The sequence below is a fragment of the Microbacterium sp. NC79 genome, from assembly GCF_019061125.1.
GTDB lineage: Bacteria > Actinomycetota > Actinomycetes > Actinomycetales > Microbacteriaceae > Microbacterium.
The window spans coordinates 1,596,544-1,613,172 of the sequence record NZ_JAHQYI010000001.1 but is presented as its reverse complement, the minus strand read 5'-3'; the positions used below and the strand labels follow the sequence as shown (position 1 = coordinate 1,613,172).

Annotated in this window: 15 protein-coding genes; 12 read left to right on the top strand and 3 right to left on the bottom strand. The window is 62.6% G+C overall.

Going from position 1 to position 16,629, the window contains the following annotated elements; translation table 11 throughout:
• Nucleotides 1-296 precede the first annotated feature (296 nt).
• The 3 genes from rpsT to KTJ77_RS07275 form a co-directional block, all read right to left on the bottom strand.
• The gene (gene rpsT, locus KTJ77_RS07285; protein WP_217337757.1) at nucleotides 297-557 is read right to left on the bottom strand and encodes a 30S ribosomal protein S20; all 261 of its coding nucleotides are present in this window, start codon (nucleotides 555-557) and stop codon (nucleotides 297-299) included.
• A gap of 238 nt (nucleotides 558-795) precedes the next feature.
• On the bottom strand, nucleotides 796-1,578 hold the full coding sequence (locus tag KTJ77_RS07280) for an alpha/beta fold hydrolase (RefSeq protein ID WP_217337756.1): 783 nt from the start codon (nucleotides 1,576-1,578) through the stop codon (nucleotides 796-798).
• 79 nt (nucleotides 1,579-1,657) lie between these two features.
• Nucleotides 1,658-4,726, bottom strand: coding sequence for an ExeM/NucH family extracellular endonuclease (locus KTJ77_RS07275; RefSeq protein ID WP_217337755.1), 3,069 nt, complete (start codon nucleotides 4,724-4,726; stop codon nucleotides 1,658-1,660).
• 283 nt (nucleotides 4,727-5,009) lie between these two features.
• On the opposite strand from KTJ77_RS07275, the gene lepA reads away from it, so the two are divergent.
• From lepA to era, 12 genes are all read left to right on the top strand, one after another.
• Nucleotides 5,010-6,857: a translation elongation factor 4 gene (gene lepA, locus KTJ77_RS07270; protein ID WP_217337754.1), complete on the top strand. Its 1,848-nt coding sequence runs from the start codon at nucleotides 5,010-5,012 to the stop codon at nucleotides 6,855-6,857.
• Nucleotides 6,858-6,963: 106 nt separating this feature from the next.
• Nucleotides 6,964-7,617 (top strand): DUF1990 family protein, encoded by a 654-nt coding sequence (locus KTJ77_RS07265; RefSeq protein WP_217337753.1) that lies wholly within the window; start codon nucleotides 6,964-6,966, stop codon nucleotides 7,615-7,617.
• On the top strand, nucleotides 7,617-8,837 hold the full coding sequence (hemW, locus tag KTJ77_RS07260) for a radical SAM family heme chaperone HemW (protein ID WP_217337752.1): 1,221 nt from the start codon (nucleotides 7,617-7,619) through the stop codon (nucleotides 8,835-8,837). Before KTJ77_RS07265 ends, hemW begins: the two co-directional genes overlap by 1 nt.
• 1 nt (nucleotide 8,838) lies before the next feature.
• Nucleotides 8,839-9,246 carry an ankyrin repeat domain-containing protein gene (locus tag KTJ77_RS07255; protein WP_217337751.1) on the top strand — a complete coding sequence of 136 codons (408 nt, stop codon included), beginning with the start codon at nucleotides 8,839-8,841 and terminating at the stop codon, nucleotides 9,244-9,246.
• Between the two features lie 76 nt (nucleotides 9,247-9,322).
• A complete protein-coding gene (gene hrcA, locus KTJ77_RS07250) occupies nucleotides 9,323-10,351 on the top strand; it encodes a heat-inducible transcriptional repressor HrcA (RefSeq protein WP_217337750.1) in 1,029 nt (342 codons plus the stop codon).
• Nucleotides 10,352-10,386: 35 nt separating this feature from the next.
• Entirely contained in the window at nucleotides 10,387-11,490 is a 1,104-nt protein-coding gene (gene dnaJ / locus KTJ77_RS07245) for a molecular chaperone DnaJ (protein WP_217337749.1), read from the top strand.
• Nucleotides 11,490-12,218, top strand: a complete 729-nt coding sequence (locus tag KTJ77_RS07240; protein ID WP_217337748.1) for a 16S rRNA (uracil(1498)-N(3))-methyltransferase — start codon at nucleotides 11,490-11,492, stop codon at nucleotides 12,216-12,218. Before dnaJ ends, KTJ77_RS07240 begins: the two co-directional genes overlap by 1 nt.
• 23 nt (nucleotides 12,219-12,241) lie before the next feature.
• The gene (locus tag KTJ77_RS07235) at nucleotides 12,242-12,592 is read left to right on the top strand and encodes an HIT domain-containing protein (protein WP_217337747.1); all 351 of its coding nucleotides are present in this window, start codon (nucleotides 12,242-12,244) and stop codon (nucleotides 12,590-12,592) included.
• A gap of 43 nt (nucleotides 12,593-12,635) precedes the next feature.
• Nucleotides 12,636-13,649 (top strand): PhoH family protein, encoded by a 1,014-nt coding sequence (locus tag KTJ77_RS07230; protein ID WP_217338384.1) that lies wholly within the window; start codon nucleotides 12,636-12,638, stop codon nucleotides 13,647-13,649.
• Nucleotides 13,643-14,107 (top strand): rRNA maturation RNase YbeY, encoded by a 465-nt coding sequence (ybeY, locus tag KTJ77_RS07225; RefSeq protein WP_217338385.1) that lies wholly within the window; start codon nucleotides 13,643-13,645, stop codon nucleotides 14,105-14,107. The genes KTJ77_RS07230 and ybeY overlap by 7 nt, the downstream gene beginning before the upstream one ends.
• Nucleotides 14,104-15,405, top strand: a complete 1,302-nt coding sequence (locus KTJ77_RS07220; RefSeq protein WP_217337746.1) for a hemolysin family protein — start codon at nucleotides 14,104-14,106, stop codon at nucleotides 15,403-15,405. Before ybeY ends, KTJ77_RS07220 begins: the two co-directional genes overlap by 4 nt.
• On the top strand, nucleotides 15,405-16,289 hold the full coding sequence (era, locus tag KTJ77_RS07215) for a GTPase Era (protein WP_217337745.1): 885 nt from the start codon (nucleotides 15,405-15,407) through the stop codon (nucleotides 16,287-16,289). The genes KTJ77_RS07220 and era overlap by 1 nt, the downstream gene beginning before the upstream one ends.
• Nucleotides 16,290-16,629: the final 340 nt, after the last annotated feature.

Sequence of the window (16,629 nt, the reverse complement as noted above, 5' to 3'; positions counted from 1 at the left end):
TATTTCGTGCGACATAACGCCGCGCAGCCGGAACCATGGGCTGGGCTGGGCTGGGCTGGGCTGGGCTGGGCTGGGTCGGGTGAAGTGAAGCGAGGTGAAGCTGGGCTGGGCGGAACTGAGTTGGATGGTGCTGCGGAATGCATCGGAGATGTCGAAATGTCTTGCTCATGTGGCTCACCAGTCACTCCAGCAACAGGTTCCGATGCATTTTGCAGAAAAGGCGACCCAGGGGAGGGGACCGGGGAATGCAGAACGCCCGCCCCCACGAGGGGAGCGGGCGTTCTCAAAAGCTGGGCTTAGAGTGCCGAAACCTTCTTGGCGATAGCCGACTTGCGGTTAGCGCCCTGGTTCGAGTGGATGACACCCTTGCTGACTGCCTTGTCGAGCTTCTTCGAAGCAAGCTTCAGGGCCGACTCGGCTGCTGCCTTGTCACCCGAAGCAATAGCGTCGGTGGTACGGCGGATTGCCGTGCGAAGCTCAGACTTAACAGCCTTGTTGCGCTCGCGAGCCTTCTCGTTGGTCTTGTTGCGCTTGATCTGCGACTTGATGTTTGCCACGTGTGGTCAGACTTTCGTTCCAGTTGGACGGTTTGAAATGCCAAGTGGCAAGGAGAGGGCTGCCGCTCGGCGGACGTGAGGGAAAACCCACACGCAAGCCAATGGCCAACTCTACCAGCAAACCAGCCCAACTGCGATTCGACGGCGACCGTGTCAGAAAATCGTCAGCTACCAGCTACCAGCTACCAGCTGGCAGCACGGGTTCGCATACCCGTCACCCGCCCGCTCGCCCCACGGTCTACTGCGCAGCTCGCCCCACCGATTGCCCCGCCGCCGAATCAACCGCGAGATCGCGCTCCAGCGTGACGAGCGCGAGTTTCATCGCGGCGTTAAACGCCGCCGGACGCATGGCCGAGACCAGATGCGTAGCGCGCGGAATGACAATCAGCTCCGAGCCCGCAACGAGCCGCGAAAAGATCTTTTCCGACACCCGCAGCTGATCGTATTGCCCGTTGATAAACCAGGTCGGAACCATGATGCGGGTGAGTGCGGAGCGCAGGTCAAGCGCGGCAAGGCTCCGCAACGCCGTGTCTTGAGCGGCGAGCGCGTACCCACCCGCACCGAAGTCCGCGCGGGTGTCTTCGGGAAGTGTGGCGGCAAGCATGCGCTTCGTGAGCCACATTCCCTGATCGGGCAACGAGTTAAACGTGCCGGCCAGAGCCCGGTACGTCGTGAGCGCCGCGCCACGCGGAAACGCGGTGCACGACGCCGCAATGAAGCCCGCGACCGGGGGAGGATCCCCCGCACCCACATACGCGGTACACAACAACCCACCGAGTGAATGTCCGACGAGAAGCACGTGTGCGCGCGAAGCCGCCGCACGCACCGCGGTGTCAATCGTTTCCATCGCACCGCTCAGCGTGAACGTCTCGGCCATGCGCGTGCCGTGCCCGGGCAAATCAACGGCGGTTACTCGATAGCCGAGCTCCTGCAGATATCCCACTTGCGCACGCCACATCGTCGCCGACGTGCGGATCCCATGCACCAGCACCACTTCGATCGTTGGAGTCTGCCCCCTCATGCGTCCACCATAAAACGACGATTGCCCGTGCGGCGAGGTCATTCATCCTCCGCACGGGCAATCGTCAGCCAGCTCTGTGCTACCGCACCACCAACACCCACGTGGTGTCGCGCGACGTCGTCACACCTGACCCAGCAGGCGTGAATACCGCGGTGATGCGCTGCAGTCCGCGAGACAGACGCTCGGTCACCGTGAACTTCGCGGTGCCCTGCGCGTTCACATTCTGCGTGCCGAGCAGTCGGTCTCCTGCGTAGAAGGAGACAGTGCCGGCAACGGAACCACCAGGCACTGAGACAGATGCCGTCAGCTTGGCGGGCAAGAACCGGTTGATCACGAGGAAGTTACTGTCCAAATACAGGCGTGATGCAACAGGCGCTGCCTCGGTCACCGTGAGGGGGACCCCAGCAGACGTCGACGCCAGTGCGGTGGCGGAACCACCGAATACCGCGACAATCGTGTGGTTGCCAACGCTGAGGGTCGAAGGCAGAGCGAGGGAGGCCGTGCCGTTCACCGTGGGGGCACTACCAACGACCACGTCGTCGACAACAAACTCGACGGTTCCGCTGCTATCGCCTGCCGTCGTCACGGTGGCTGTTGCCGTGACCGCGGTGCCCGCCGTGACCGACGATGCGCTCAGCTCCAGCGTGGTGCTCGACCCGACCTGGCCCGCGCCAAGACCAACCAGCACCGGATCGTGGTCGCTGGAACGGTACGGAGAGGCCTCGTGGTAGAGAGCGCCGACCGAGTTATAGCGGCTGTATTCCAACGCGAGTGCTTCACCCGCGTTGATGTCCCACACCGTCGCGCCGGTTGACCGCTCCAGCGCCGAAGGGCTCAGCAACACGTGGTCAAGTGAGCCAGAAAGACCCTGGAACACGTACGTCGAGTCGGTCACACCGTAGTGGTGCTCAGCGTTCACAAACCCGGCCTGATACAGCACCTGGAGCGGGTCTTCCTGCCCATAGGAGTTGAAGTCACCAACGAGCAGCACATCGGTTGATCCGCTGCCTGTCGGGTCGGTCGCCACCCAGTCACGCAGCGCCGTTGCCTGGCGAACGCGCGACTCCACCGACGAGCCCTGGCCGTCACCGGCATCAGCGTCTCCCGGCCACGGCCCGGCCGACCCCTTCGACTTGAAGTGGTTGACAACGACCGTGAACGGCGTTCCGCCTGAAGCTGGAACAAACGTCTGCGCGATCGGCTCGCGAGCGTTGCCGAAGGCCTCGCCATCGCCGCTCTGCTCACCGATTGCGGACGCCGCACCCACGGGGGAGACGAGAGCCGGCTGGTAGATGATCGCGTTCGTGATGACGTCTTGCTCTGCCAGTGGCGGGAGGTTGGTCGCCGAAGCAACGGCCGCCCACTTCGGTGTGTCGAGACCAGCGTTGAGCGCAGCAACAAGGCTCGACAGCGCCTCATCGGTTGCTTCGCCGAGGGCTGCCGAGTTCTCAATCTCCATGAGACCGACAACAGCAGCGTCGAGCCCATTAATGGCGGCAACGATCTTATCCTGCTGACGCCCGAAGTCGGCACCATCCCACGCTCCGCGCTGGTCACATCCGCCACGCACCGTCACACCGTCGCCGGTGCGGTCGGTGTAGGCCGTGCACGATGCGGTCTCGGCGCCGAGGGTCGTGAAGTAGTTGAGCACGTTAAACGAGCCAACCGACACATCGCCACCGACCTCGGCGGGCACAGCCGGGCGGCTATTGGCGAAGTCGACGCCGTCTGCGACGCCACCTGGAAGCGGTGAGGTCGGGTTGAGCTTAAAGACGTCATTACGGAAGTCCACGATGTGCGGTTGCGTCAATGTCGCCTTGGCTCCGACCATGATGGGCTCCGTCAGTGACACATACGCCGGAACCAGTGAGGTGTTCGCTGCGTTCAGGTAGTTGGTAGACGCACCATCGTCGAGGGTTACCGCCCGCGCCGCGTTGTCAGCGGCGACTGCTACCGCTTCAGCGGAACCAGGAGGCGCCACATCCGTCGGCTGGCGCAGTGGGGTTCCGCCCCACGCGAGCCCCACCTCGCCGTACTGGTGTGTCGTGTAGGTGTTGCTGACGGTGAAGGGTTCCGCAGGCAGGTAAAGCATTGACTCCAGAGTCTCGCGCGTGCTGGCATCAGCAGGCCACGGCGCTGTGATCGCGATCGGCGCGCTCGCGGCCGGAAGCTGCGTCACGTTGCCCGCGGCCACCGTGATCTCGGTGAGGCCGAAGTGCTCGGACACCACGCCGGCGACCTCCACCGTGTCGCCAATTGCGACGGTGGCGACGGTGGCCGGGGAGTAGACGAAGATCGCGTCAGACGCGAGGTGGGAGCCGAGATCGCTGAGCCCACCGGTTCCGGGTGTCTGAATCGTGTACCCGTTGAAACCTCCCGTGGCATACGCGGCGGTGACAACACCCTGCGTGCGCACCGTCGCGCCCGCATAGGGAGAAATGTCGCCTGTACCCTGAATCTCCGCGATCGTCAGGGTCTGCTCCTCCGGGGGATCAACCGGACCTTCGACATCACCCTGCGGGAGGGGCGTCGGCGTCTGCGTCGCAAAGTCAGCCCCATTGTTGACCGTGTTCATGGCCTCGGCGTTGCGCGCAATGCTCACACCGTTCGACGTGGCCGGTGCGGCTGCCCCGGCAAAATCTGTCGCGGCGCCCCAACCCACATAGTCAATGACGCTCTCGGCTTGAGCGAGACCAGTGGAACCAGCAAGCGCACTGGCAGAAGAAACCAGCGCGACTTTGCCGCCGGTTCCGCTCATCGGAATGGTTCCGTTCACGTCTGGTTCGAAGCCGGGCAACGACGTGTTGGTGCCGGTCGCCTGCCCGATGAGCAGAGTCTCTCCGGCGCCGAGCGACATACCGGTGAGCGGTGTGACCTGCCAGGTGCCGCCGGTGGTTGAGGCGTACTGCACGCTCCACGAGCTGAGATCAACGGCAGCGTCGGAGAAGTTAATGAGTTCGATGAAGTCACGGTTAAAGGCGGCGCCGGAGTTGCCGCCTCCGCCGTAGACCTCGTTAATGATGACCGGCGCATCGACGGAGACGGCCGCAGATGCCGGTAAGGCGGTAAGACCGACTGACGCGGCCAACAGGCCGACGACAGCGGCTGGCGCGATGATTCGCCTGCGCGCGAGAGAGAGGGACGACATGGTGCCTCCAAAAGGGGGATGCGAGAAGGAACAATGTCTTGAGCGTCTTCCTCGCGCACCGCAGAATCAAGAGGTTGATCATGAGGGTTCTCTCACCTTCGCGTGTCGCGAGTCAACGTTCGCGCCGCGTTTCACTGGCGTTTGAACGGCGGGGGAGTAACGCGGTGGATTCGCGCTCGCGGCATTCTGGTTGGGCAGGTATCAGCCAAGCGTGCGGGCGACCCGCCGAGCCGACCCTCTCGAGGCGGCAGAAACGCTCGCGGGCAGATAGACTCTGTTAGATATGTCTCCCCGAGCCCTGAAGCCTCTCGAGCCCGCTGCGACGCCGCCCGAGCAGATCCGCAACTTCTGCATCATCGCGCACATTGACCACGGCAAATCGACCCTTGCTGACCGCATGCTGTCGATCACCGGTGTTGTCTCTGACCGTGAGATGCGCGCCCAGTACCTGGACCGCATGGATATCGAGCGCGAGCGCGGTATCACGATCAAGAGCCAGGCCGTGCGCATGCCGTGGGCCGACGCGAACCAGACGTACGCGTTGAACATGATTGACACCCCCGGTCACGTCGACTTCACATACGAGGTGTCGCGTTCGCTCGCCGCCTGTGAGGGTGCGATTCTGTTGGTGGATGCAGCTCAGGGTATTGAGGCGCAGACGCTCGCGAACCTGTACCTCGCGCTGGAAAATGACCTCACGATCATTCCGGTGCTGAACAAGATTGACCTGCCCGCGGCCGACCCCGAGAAGTATGCGCTGGAACTCGCAAACCTTATCGGCGGTAAGCCTGAAGACGTTCTCCGCGTCAGCGGCAAGACCGGTATGGGTGTTGAAGAGTTGCTCGACCGCATCGTTGAGCAGATCCCGCCGCCCAAGGGCGACGCAGACGCGCCCGCCCGCGCCATGATTTTTGACTCGGTTTACGACTCCTACCGTGGCGTTGTCACCTACGTGCGCATGATCGACGGCCGTCTGGAACCGCGCGAGCGTATCCAGATGATGTCGACTCGTGCCACGCACGAGGCCCTCGAGATTGGTGTTTCGAGCCCCGAGCCGACACCCACGAAGGGTCTCTCGGTGGGTGAGGTGGGTTATCTCATCACCGGTGTGAAAGACGTTCGTCTCTCCAAGGTCGGCGACACCGTCACCAACCACCGTCGCCCTGCCGAGCAAGCGCTGGACGGCTACGTTGACCCGAAGCCGATGGTCTTCTCCGGTATCTACCCGATCGATGGTTCCGACTACCCAGATCTACGTGAAGCACTCGACAAGCTGAAGCTGTCTGACGCCTCACTGCAGTACGAGCCGGAGACCTCCGTTGCTCTTGGCTTTGGCTTCCGCTGTGGCTTCCTCGGTCTTTTGCACCTTGAAATCATCACGGAGCGCTTGTCGCGCGAGTTCGGGCTTGACCTGATCACGACCGCACCGAGCGTGACGTACGAAGTCACCACAGACAACAACCAGCACGTCACGGTCACCAACCCGAGCGAATATCCGGATGGCCGCGTGGCGACGGTGTCTGAACCGATCGTCAAGGTCGGCATCCTGCTGCCGAAGGACTACGTCGGAACAGTCATGGAGCTGTGCCAATCGCGTCGTGGGACGCTGCTTGGCATGGAGTACCTCTCCGAAGACCGTGTTGAGCTGCGCTACACGATGCCGCTCGGCGAGATCGTGTTCGACTTCTTCGACCACCTGAAGAGCCGCACGCAGGGTTACGCATCGCTCGATTACGAACCCGCAGGCCAGCAGGAAGCTGACCTCGTGAAGGTCGACATTCTGTTGCAGGGCGAGAAGGTTGACGCGTTTAGCTCGATCGTGCACCGCGAGAAGGCGTACGCCTACGGCACGCTGATGACCGAGCGACTTCGTAAGCTGATTCCTCGCCAGCAGTTCGAGGTTCCGATTCAGGCCGCCATTGGCGCCCGCATCATTGCTCGCGAAACCATTCGCGCCATCCGTAAAGACGTTCTTGCCAAGTGCTACGGCGGTGACATCAGCCGTAAGCGCAAACTTCTGGAGAAGCAGAAGGAAGGTAAGAAGCGCATGAAGATGGTTGGTCGTGTGGAGGTTCCGCAGGAGGCCTTCATCGCAGCGCTGTCTGGTGACGTCGAAGCCAAGGACAAGTAGCACATATCAGGGAACACCCTGATATGTGCTCAACGAATCCCTGGCATTGGCGACACTGTGAGTAATTCTGCGGCATCGACCAGGAACGACAGTTAGGCTGTTTTTTATGCGGCGCGGGACGTTTAGAGACGAGACCGTCAATTACGCCGCCGTCGGAGCAACGCAGGCGCCGGATCTCATGCAGTATCCGCCGGAGCGAAGCATCCCGGCGGAGGAGTCTTGGCGGATCGGTAGCGGTGCTGAGCGGTTTGCGACCGCCAGCGACGCGCTGCTGTCGTGGACGACGCATAAGGCTTCCGGTTTCACTCTGACCGACGTGCGACCCGCGGCCGAGCCGAGTTATCTCGGCGTCAGCTTTGATGAAGAGGGCAACCCTGTGCGCCCATCAAAGACGGAGCCGGAACAGCGTTTCGATGCCGAGGGCACGCCGTATGTGAGTGCCGGAACCACGGTGCACGTTCGTGGGCGCGTTGGCGGCCATCGAGCTGATGCCGAATTGCGCGTGATTTTCGTGATCGAAGAGCCCCGTCGTGTTGGCTTTGCGCTCGGCACAATGGATGATTCCGTCGTCAGCGGCGAGGAGAGCTTCATGCTCGAATGGTTGCAAAACGACGAGGTGTGGTTCACGGTACGCGCGTTTGATGCGCCCGAATCGGTGCTGTACAAGGTGTTGCCCGTGTTGACGCGCCGCCGCCGCAAAGAGCTGTTCAGCGGATACCTGCGCGCCATCTCTCCGTTGTTCGCTACCCCCACCGCGTAATGGGCGGCCCGCTTCCCGAGGGCGATGACGTTCCGACGTCTGGCGCCCTGCCCGCCGGTACCGTCGCACGCGGCGACGTTGATTTCGGTGTCTACCTGCACGTGCCGTTCTGTCGCGTGCGCTGTGGGTACTGCGACTTCAATACCTACACCGCCACCGAACTTCGCGGGGCCAGGCAAGACGCCTACGCCGATACGCTGCTCCACGAGGTCGAACTCTCCCGCCAGGTGTTGAGCGACATCGGAGCGCTCCGCCAGGCACAGACCGTGTTCTTTGGTGGTGGAACACCGACGCTACTGCCAGCCGGAGATTTGGCGCGCATGCTGGGTGGTGTGCGCGATGCATTTGGGCTTGCCGATGGCGCCGAAATCACCGTCGAGGCTAATCCGGATACGGTCACACCCGCTGTCATGGTTGAGCTTGCCGCTGCCGGCGTCAACCGTGTTTCGATCGGCATGCAGTCGAGCGTGCCTCATGTGTTGGCGGCGCTTGATCGCACCCACAACCCAGAGAACGTGGCAACCGCGGTTGCAGCGGCCCGAGACGCCGGCCTCGACGTCAGCGTTGACCTCATCTACGGTGCCCCCGGCGAGTCGCTCGACGACTGGAAAGCATCGGTACGTACCGCGATCGCGCTGGAGCCTGACCACATCTCGGCATACGCGCTCATCATCGAGGACGGCACGAAACTGGCGCGCCAGATTCGCTCAGGCGTGGTTCCGGCCCCTGACGATGACCTGCAGGCCGACATGTACGAGTTCGTTGACGAGGAGCTCAGGGGCGCCGGCTTCGACTGGTACGAGGTCAGTAACTTTTCGCGCGGAGAGAGCCACCGCTCGCGGCATAACCTCGCCTACTGGCGTGGTACCGACTGGTGGGGCTACGGACCAGGAGCCCACTCGCACGTTGATGGCACTCGCTGGTGGAATGTGAAACATCCTGCCGCGTACGCCCAGCGTCTTGCCGCCGGCCACAGCCCTGCGTACGCGCGCGAAACGATTGAGGGTTCGGCCGCCGTCTTGGAACGGGTCCTCCTGCAATCGCGCATTCGTGAAGGCTTGGCAATCGACCAGATTCCGGCCTCGCGTCGTTCAGCGGTTGCTGGCCTGATCGCCGATGAACTCGTTGAGCCCGGTGCCGCGCTGCGGGGGCGCCTCGTGTTGACGCTGCGAGGTCGCCTGCTTGCTGATGCTGTCGTTCGCGCCCTGACGGAGGATTGATATGGCGACCGAGAATCCTGGCGCTGGTCTCAGCACGGAAGTGGTTGACGGAACCTTTGCGTTGGCTCGTGAAGGTCGGGTATCTGAACTGACGGAAATGGTGCGCGCTGGCGTGCCCGTCGATACCAGAAACGCCCGTAGCGACACGATGCTCATCGTTGCTGCCTACGCGCAACAGGCGGACGCGGTCGCGGCCCTCATTGCGCTCGGTGCTGATCTCAACATTGAGAACACGATGGGGCAGACTGCGATCTCCTGCGCCGTGTTCCGCAATGATGCCGCGATCTTGCAGATGCTGCTGGATGCCGGAGCCGACCCCGATCTCGGATTTCGCTCGGCCCTCGCGATTGCCGACCAATTTCAGCTCACCGACATGACGGCGTTGCTGGTCAAGCACGCGGCACGCTGACACGTTCGTCTTGCTCCCACTCAGAAGCGGTAGAATTGGCACTCGAACGTACTGAGTGCCAGCGAGAGGAGAGGCCGTGGTATCCGAACGAGGACTCCAGGTTCTCCGCGCGATCGTGCAGGACTACGTCGGCACTCGCGAACCCGTCGGTTCCAAGTCGATTGTTGACCGGCACGCTTTTGGCGTTTCTGCTGCGACAATTCGTAACGACATGGCGCTCCTTGAGGATGAAGACCTCATTGTCGCGCCGCACACCTCCAGCGGTCGTGTTCCGACCGACAAGGGGTACCGGGTATTTGTCGATCACCTGGCGGGACTGCGCCCCCTCAGCACCGCCCAACGCACGGCGATCTCGACATTTCTTGATGACCCTGCCGACCTCGACGATTTGCTGTCGCGCACGGTGCGTTGCCTCACGCAACTCACCGGGCAAGTCGCTCTCGTGCAATATCCGTCTTTTGCCCGCGCCACGGTGACCCACATTGAACTGGTTCTGCTCGCGCCTGCGCGCATCCTGGTGATTGTTGTCACTGACACCGGCCGCGTGTCGCAGCGTATCGTGCACCTCCCGCAGGAGGTCACCGAAAACGACGCTCAAGCGCTCAAGGGACGCATGAACGGTCTTGTCACAGGCAACGAAGTACGAACAGCGAGCGCCCGACTCGAAGCTCACCGCGCAGACCCCTCCGAGACCGACGAGGTGTTTGATGCCATCAGCGATGCGGTGGCAGAAGAACTCGACGAGTTCCGCCAAGACAAGCTCGTGATGGCGGGTGCAGCAACCCTCGCTCGTCGAGAACTGGACTTCCGTGGTTCCATTCACCCCCTGCTCGAGGCAATCGAAGAGCAGGCGACTCTCGTCAGGCTGATGGAAGAAATGGTGGCCGACCGTGAGGGCCTCGCGGCCTCGATCGGCTCAGAAAACGCAGCGTTTGGTCTCTCCGAGGCATCCCTTGTGACGGGAGACTATGACGCACCAGGCTCCCGTGCGCGGATTGGGCTGATGGGCCCGACCCGCATGGACTATCCCAGCAACCTCGCTGCCGTGCGCGCTGTCGCGCGGTACCTGACCCGGTTGCTGGACGAGGATGACACACGTCGCTGACGTGATGAGGGGCGTGTGCCCCGAGAAAGGCTAAAGTGGCAGACCACTACGAAGTTTTGGGTGTCTCGCGTGATGCGACGACCGAAGAAATCAAGAAGGCGTACCGAAAGCTCGCTCGCCAGCTTCACCCGGATGTGAATCCGGGGGAAGAAGCGGAAGAGAAGTTCAAGCTCGTGACGCACGCCTACGATGTGCTCTCGAACCCCGAGGAACGTCAGCGCTATGACAACGGCGGCGACTCGGCCTTCGGCGGCGGCGGCTTTGGTGGGTTCGGCGACATCTTTGAAACGTTCTTCGGTGGCGGACAATCCCGCGGCCCGCGCCCCCGTTCGCGTCGTGAGCGCGGCCAGGATGCTCTCGTCAAGGTGACGGTCGAGCTCGGCGACGTCATCTTCGGCGTGCACCGTGACATTGAGGTCGACACCGCCGTGTTGTGTGAGACCTGCCAGGGATCGTGCTGCCAGCCAGGAACCTCGGAGCAGACGTGTGACATTTGTGGCGGTACCGGTCACATCCAGCAGCAGGTACGGAGCCTGCTCGGCACGATGTTGACCAACGCACCGTGCAACGTGTGCCGCGGATACGGAACCACGATTCCTTCGCCGTGCGTCACGTGTGCGGGTCAAGGACGGGTGCGCTCGCGCCGCACGGTATCGCTCGACATTCCTGCCGGCGTCGACGACGGTCTCCGACTCCAGCTTCCGGGCTCAGGTGAAGTGGGCCCAGCCGGTGGCCCCAACGGTGACCTGTACCTGGAGATCAAGGTGTCGCCCAACGCCGCGTTCTCGCGCGAGGGCGACGACCTGGTGGCGCTGCTCGAAGTCGCGATGCCTGACGCTATTCTCGGCACCACGGCGACAATCGACGCGCTCGATGGTTCCGTTGACCTGGAGATTCGTCCCGGCGTGCAGTCTGGCGACGAACTCACCATCAAGGGCCGCGGCATAACGCCGCTGCGTGGTTCCACTCGCGGTGACCTCCGGGTCGGCATTCACGTCGTGACGCCCACCAAGCTCGACGCCAAGCAGCGTGCGCTCATTGAGCAGTTGCAGGGATCGATGAAGTCGCCGACCCCAGCGCTTGCGCAGCACCAGCAGGGGCTGTTCGCGAAGCTGCGCGATCGATTTCGTACCCACTAATGGCGCTGCATTTCATCGTTGATTCCCCTGACCAGTTAGTGGGGGATTCTGTCGCGCTCACCGGTCCGGAAGCACACCACGCCGCTGCGGTACGCCGCGTGCGCGTGGGGGAGACCGTCACCCTCGGTGATGGTCTCGGGGCGTGGGTGACGGGTGTCGTGACGGCGGTGGCGGCGAAGCGTGTCGACATCGTCTTGGAATCTCGACGCCACATCGAGGAGCACACCCCGCGCATCGTGCTCGTGCAGGCACTGGCGAAGGGCGACCGCGACGAGCGTGCTGTGGAGGCGGCAACCGAACTGGGCGTGAGCGCCATCGTGCCGTGGCAAGCGGCGCGGAGCGTTTCGCGCTGGGACGCCGCCAAGATCGCAAAGGGCGTCGCACGCTGGCAGAGCATTGCGCGTGAGGCGTCTAAGCAAGCCCACCGTGCGTGGGTTCCGACGGTGAGTGACCCCGTGACGACAGCCCAGCTGGCCGCCCGGGCGACCGACGTGAGCGTCGTGGTGCTGGAACCATCCGCGGCAGGAGCACTGACGGCGCTCGAGCTGCCCCTCGACCGCGATGTCTGGCTTGTCGTCGGGCCCGAGGGCGGTATGACGCCGGAAGAACTCGACACGCTGGAAGATGCCGGGGCAACCCTTGCGCGCATGGGAACCACGGTGTTGCGCACATCAACAGCCGGGCCAGCGGCATTGGCCGCCTTGAGCGTGGTTCTCGGCCGCTGGTAGGCACGCTTCGATAGACTGCCGTTATGAGCAGCGAGCCTTCGATCTTCACCCGCATTTTGCAGCGCGAGATCCCCGCGACTTTCGTCGCTGAAACCGACAGAGTTTTTGCGATAAAAGACATTGCTCCGCAGGCGCCGGTTCACCTCCTGGTGATTCCGAAGACCCAGGAGTACCGCGATGTTACCGAACTCGCTGCTGCCGATCCTGCGCTCATGCAGGAAATGGTGGCCGTTGCTCAGCAGCTCGCGAACGAGCACGCTGATGGCCACTTCCGATTGATTTTCAACACGGGCGCGAACTCCGGTCAAACCGTCTCTCACGTCCACGCCCACGTACTTGCGGGCGGACTAACCGAAACGAGTATGGGTGCCTGACCCACAAACCGTAACCGAGCAGATCTTCGCCGACGGCGTCGCGATGGTCCACCTGCTCGGGCCACAAGACCGACTGTTGCGCATGGTCGAAAAGCAGCACCCCGGGGTGCAGATTCACGTGCGCGGCAATGAGATCACTCTCACAGGTGAACCAGACCCTGTCGCCGCGGCCAAACGGCTGGTCGAAGAGCTCCTCACAATGACCCGCTCCGGCCACAACCTGGCGCCTGATGAAGTCGCCACCTCGGCACGGCTACAGCAAGACGGTATTCGTCCGTCCGAGGTGCTGAGCGAACCCATCCTCTCGTCACGCGGCAAGGTGATTCGCCCGAAGACCCTTGGCCAGCGCGAGTACGTTGACGCGATTGACGAGAACACGATCGTGTTCGGCATCGGCCCGGCCGGTACCGGCAAGACCTACCTCGCCATGGCCAAAGCCGTGCAAGCGCTCCAGCGTAAAGAGGTCAACCGCATCATTCTGACGCGACCGGCTGTGGAAGCGGGGGAGCGCCTCGGGTTCTTGCCTGGCACGCTCACCGACAAGATCGACCCGTACCTGCGCCCCCTGTATGACGCGCTCAACGAAATGATCGACCCGGATGTCTTGCCGAAGTTGATGGCGACCGGAACCATTGAAGTCGCGCCGCTGGCGTATATGCGCGGGCGCACGTTGAACGACTCCTTCGTGGTGCTCGACGAAGCGCAGAACACAACGCCTGAGCAGATGAAAATGTTCCTGACCCGCTTGGGCTTCGGAACCAAGATGGTTATCACCGGTGACATCACGCAGGTTGACCTCCCGCAGGGCACCAGCGGCTTGCGCCTGGTATCGAATGTGCTGAAGAACATTGATGACATCCATTTCGCGCGCCTCACCAGCGCCGATGTCGTGCGCCACTCCCTGGTCGGACGAATCGTTGATGCCTACAGCGAATACGACGAAAAGCGCACAGCCGCCCGCCACGAACGTGAGCAGGCAGCAGAGATGGCGAATCGCGTGGAGCGCCGCGGCGCCCTTCGCCCCCAAGACCGACAGCCCCGACGAGGACGATCATGATCGAAATCAACAACGAATCCGCCATCAGCATCGACGAAACGGTTCTGCTGCGTCTCACCGAGAGTAACCTTGCGGCGCTGTTCGTCAGCCCTGATGCTGAAGTCGCCATTGTGCTCGTCGACGAGGGCGCGATGGAAGCCCTGCACGTGCAGTGGATGGACGAGCCCGGCCCCACCGATGTGCTGTCCTTTCCGATGGATGAACTGCGCCCAGGCACCATGGACAAGCCCACCGAACCGGGTCTTTTGGGTGACATTGTGCTGTGCCCGCAGGTTGCTGAGGCGCAGGCCAAGACGGCCGGTCACACCCTGATGGATGAGCTGATTCTGCTCACCACCCATGGGCTGCTGCACCTGCTCGGATATGACCACGCAGAACCCGATGAAGAGCGTGAAATGTTCGGGCTGCAGCGCGAGTTGATCGCCCATTTCCATGAGGGCGAGCAAAACTCGCGATGACAATCTTCTTGCTTATCGCCGCGGTCCTTCTCGTGGCGTTCGGCGGATTGATGGCGGCCATCGATGCCGCGCTCGGCGTGACCAGTCGACAGGACTTTTCTGACTGGGCCCACTCCGGCCGCAACGCAAAGGCGTTGCGGAAGATCGGCGATGACGTGCCCGCGCACGCGAACGCCGTCGTCTTCATGCGCATTTTGGCGGAGACCACCGCTGCCGTGATGGTCACCGCCGTTTTCATGCTTTTGCTTGACCATATTGGTTGGTCGATCCTCGCGGCCGCCCTGATTATGACGGCGGTGTCGTTCGTGCTGGTGGGGGCTAGCCCCCGCTCAGTAGGGCGCCAGCACTCCACCGGCCTGTTGCGCGGCACAGCGCCAATCATTCGGGCATGTCGCGTCGCGATCGGACCGCTCGCCTATGGTCTGGCGGCGCTCGGCGACCGGGTAACCCCGGGCGTGACGCGGGGCGCTTCCTTCACCTCCGAAGAGCAGCTGCTGAGTATGGTTGATGAAGCGGCCAGCCATGATCTGATCGAAGAGGATGATCGTGAGCTGATCCACTCGGTCTTCGACTTCACCGACCGTTTTGTGCGCGCAGTCATGGTTCCGCGAACCGAAATCGTGACGTTGGAAGACGATGCCACGACCGAAGACGCCGTGCGCATGTTCTTGTCTTCAGGCGTTTCGCGCATACCGATCACCGAGGGCGACGACGTCGTCGGCATGCTTTATTTGAAAGACGTCATCGCATCGACGTTTGCAGATGAGGCAGGGTGGCGTGCCCGCCCCGCGATCGACATCGCGCGTGAACCGGTTTTCGTGCCTGAGGCGATGAAGGCAGAGTCGCTGTTGCAGCAAATGAAGCGTGACTCGATTCACGTGTGCCTCGTCGTTGACGAATACGGCGGCGTCTCGGGACTGGTCACGCTTGAAGACCTGATCGAAGAGCTCGTCGGCGACATTTCAGACGAGTACGACGCTAAGGAAGCCGAAATCACCGATCTTGGCGACGGCCGCTATCGGGTGTCTGCACGCCTTCCGCTCGACGAAGTCGGCGACCTGTTTGGTATTGAGCTTGAGGACGAAGACGTCGATTCGATCGGCGGGCTCCTCGCGAAGGAACTCGGCCGGGTACCTGAGCCGGGCGCCGTCGCCGAGTCTGACGGCATCATCATGATCGGTGGTGAATCGCGCGGACGCCGCAAGGGCCTCGCGAACATCATCGTTGAACGCAGCGCCGCACTGAAAGCGGCAGAAGAAGCCTTTGCCAATGAAAACCTGGAACCAGGAGACGAGTAATGCGTAGCGGATTCGTAACGTTTGTCGGCCGACCCAATGTCGGCAAATCCACGCTCACGAACGCACTCGTGGGCGAGAAGGTCGCTATCACGAGCGATAAGCCACAGACCACGCGCCGCGCGATCCGCGGCATCGTGAACCGGCCGGCAGGCCAGCTCGTGATCGTCGATACGCCGGGTATTCACCGGCCGCGCACGCTTCTCGGCCAGCGGTTGAACGACCTCGTCGAGCAGGTACTTGGCGACGTTGACGTCATCGCGTTCTGCGTGCCTGCTGACCAGAAAGTCGGACCAGGTGACACGCGCATCGCGGCCTCACTTGATGGATACCGGCGCGCAAAGAAGGTCGCGATCGTCACGAAGACAGACACAGCGTCGCGTGATGAAATCATGGAGCGACTCATCGAAGTCGACGCGTTGCGCGAAGACTGGGCAGCGGTGATTCCGCTGTCTGCCGTCACGAACGAGCAGCTTGACGTGCTGTCGGACGAACTACTCGCACTCATGCCGAAGGGCGAGGCGCTGTACCCCGAAGGCATCGTCACCGACGAGTCGCTCGAAGACCGCGTATCGGAAATCATTCGCGAAGCTGCGCTCGACGGCGTCCGCGACGAGCTGCCGCACTCCATCGCGGTCACCGTGTCTGAGATCTCAGAGCGCGAAGACAGCGATCTCACCGATGTTTTTGCCGACATTATCGTCGAGCGCGACAGTCAGAAGGCGATCATCATTGGCCGCAAGGGTGCCCGGCTTCGCGACGTGGGCGCTCGCGCCCGCGCTGAACTCGAGCCGCTCATCGGAACCCGCGTTTTCTTGAGCTTGCACGTGCGCGTTGCGAAAGAATGGCAGCGCGATCCCAAGCAGTTGGGGCGCCTGGGCTTCTAAACGGTCGGGCTTATCCCCAACTTGCGAACAGGTCTTGTCGAGCGACAACCGTCATGGTTATGCTGTCGCTACCTCAAAGGCAACGAAGTTCGCATTCGTTGAAAGAGTTGTCGGAACCGAGATTTCGTGGGGACGATCCAACGGTTCTGGCGTATGCCGCGATATCGGGCACCCGCCCCGTATCGCGGCATCACACTTTCCCCGCACCGTCCGCCGCCAGTCCTCGTGGTTCCGCCGCCCCGCCGCCAAGCGGTCCCGCAGACCTGTTCCGCACGAGCAAAACGGCGTCTCACCCCGACACGCCGTTTTTTGGTGCCGTTCGAGTGTTCGGATCGTGCAT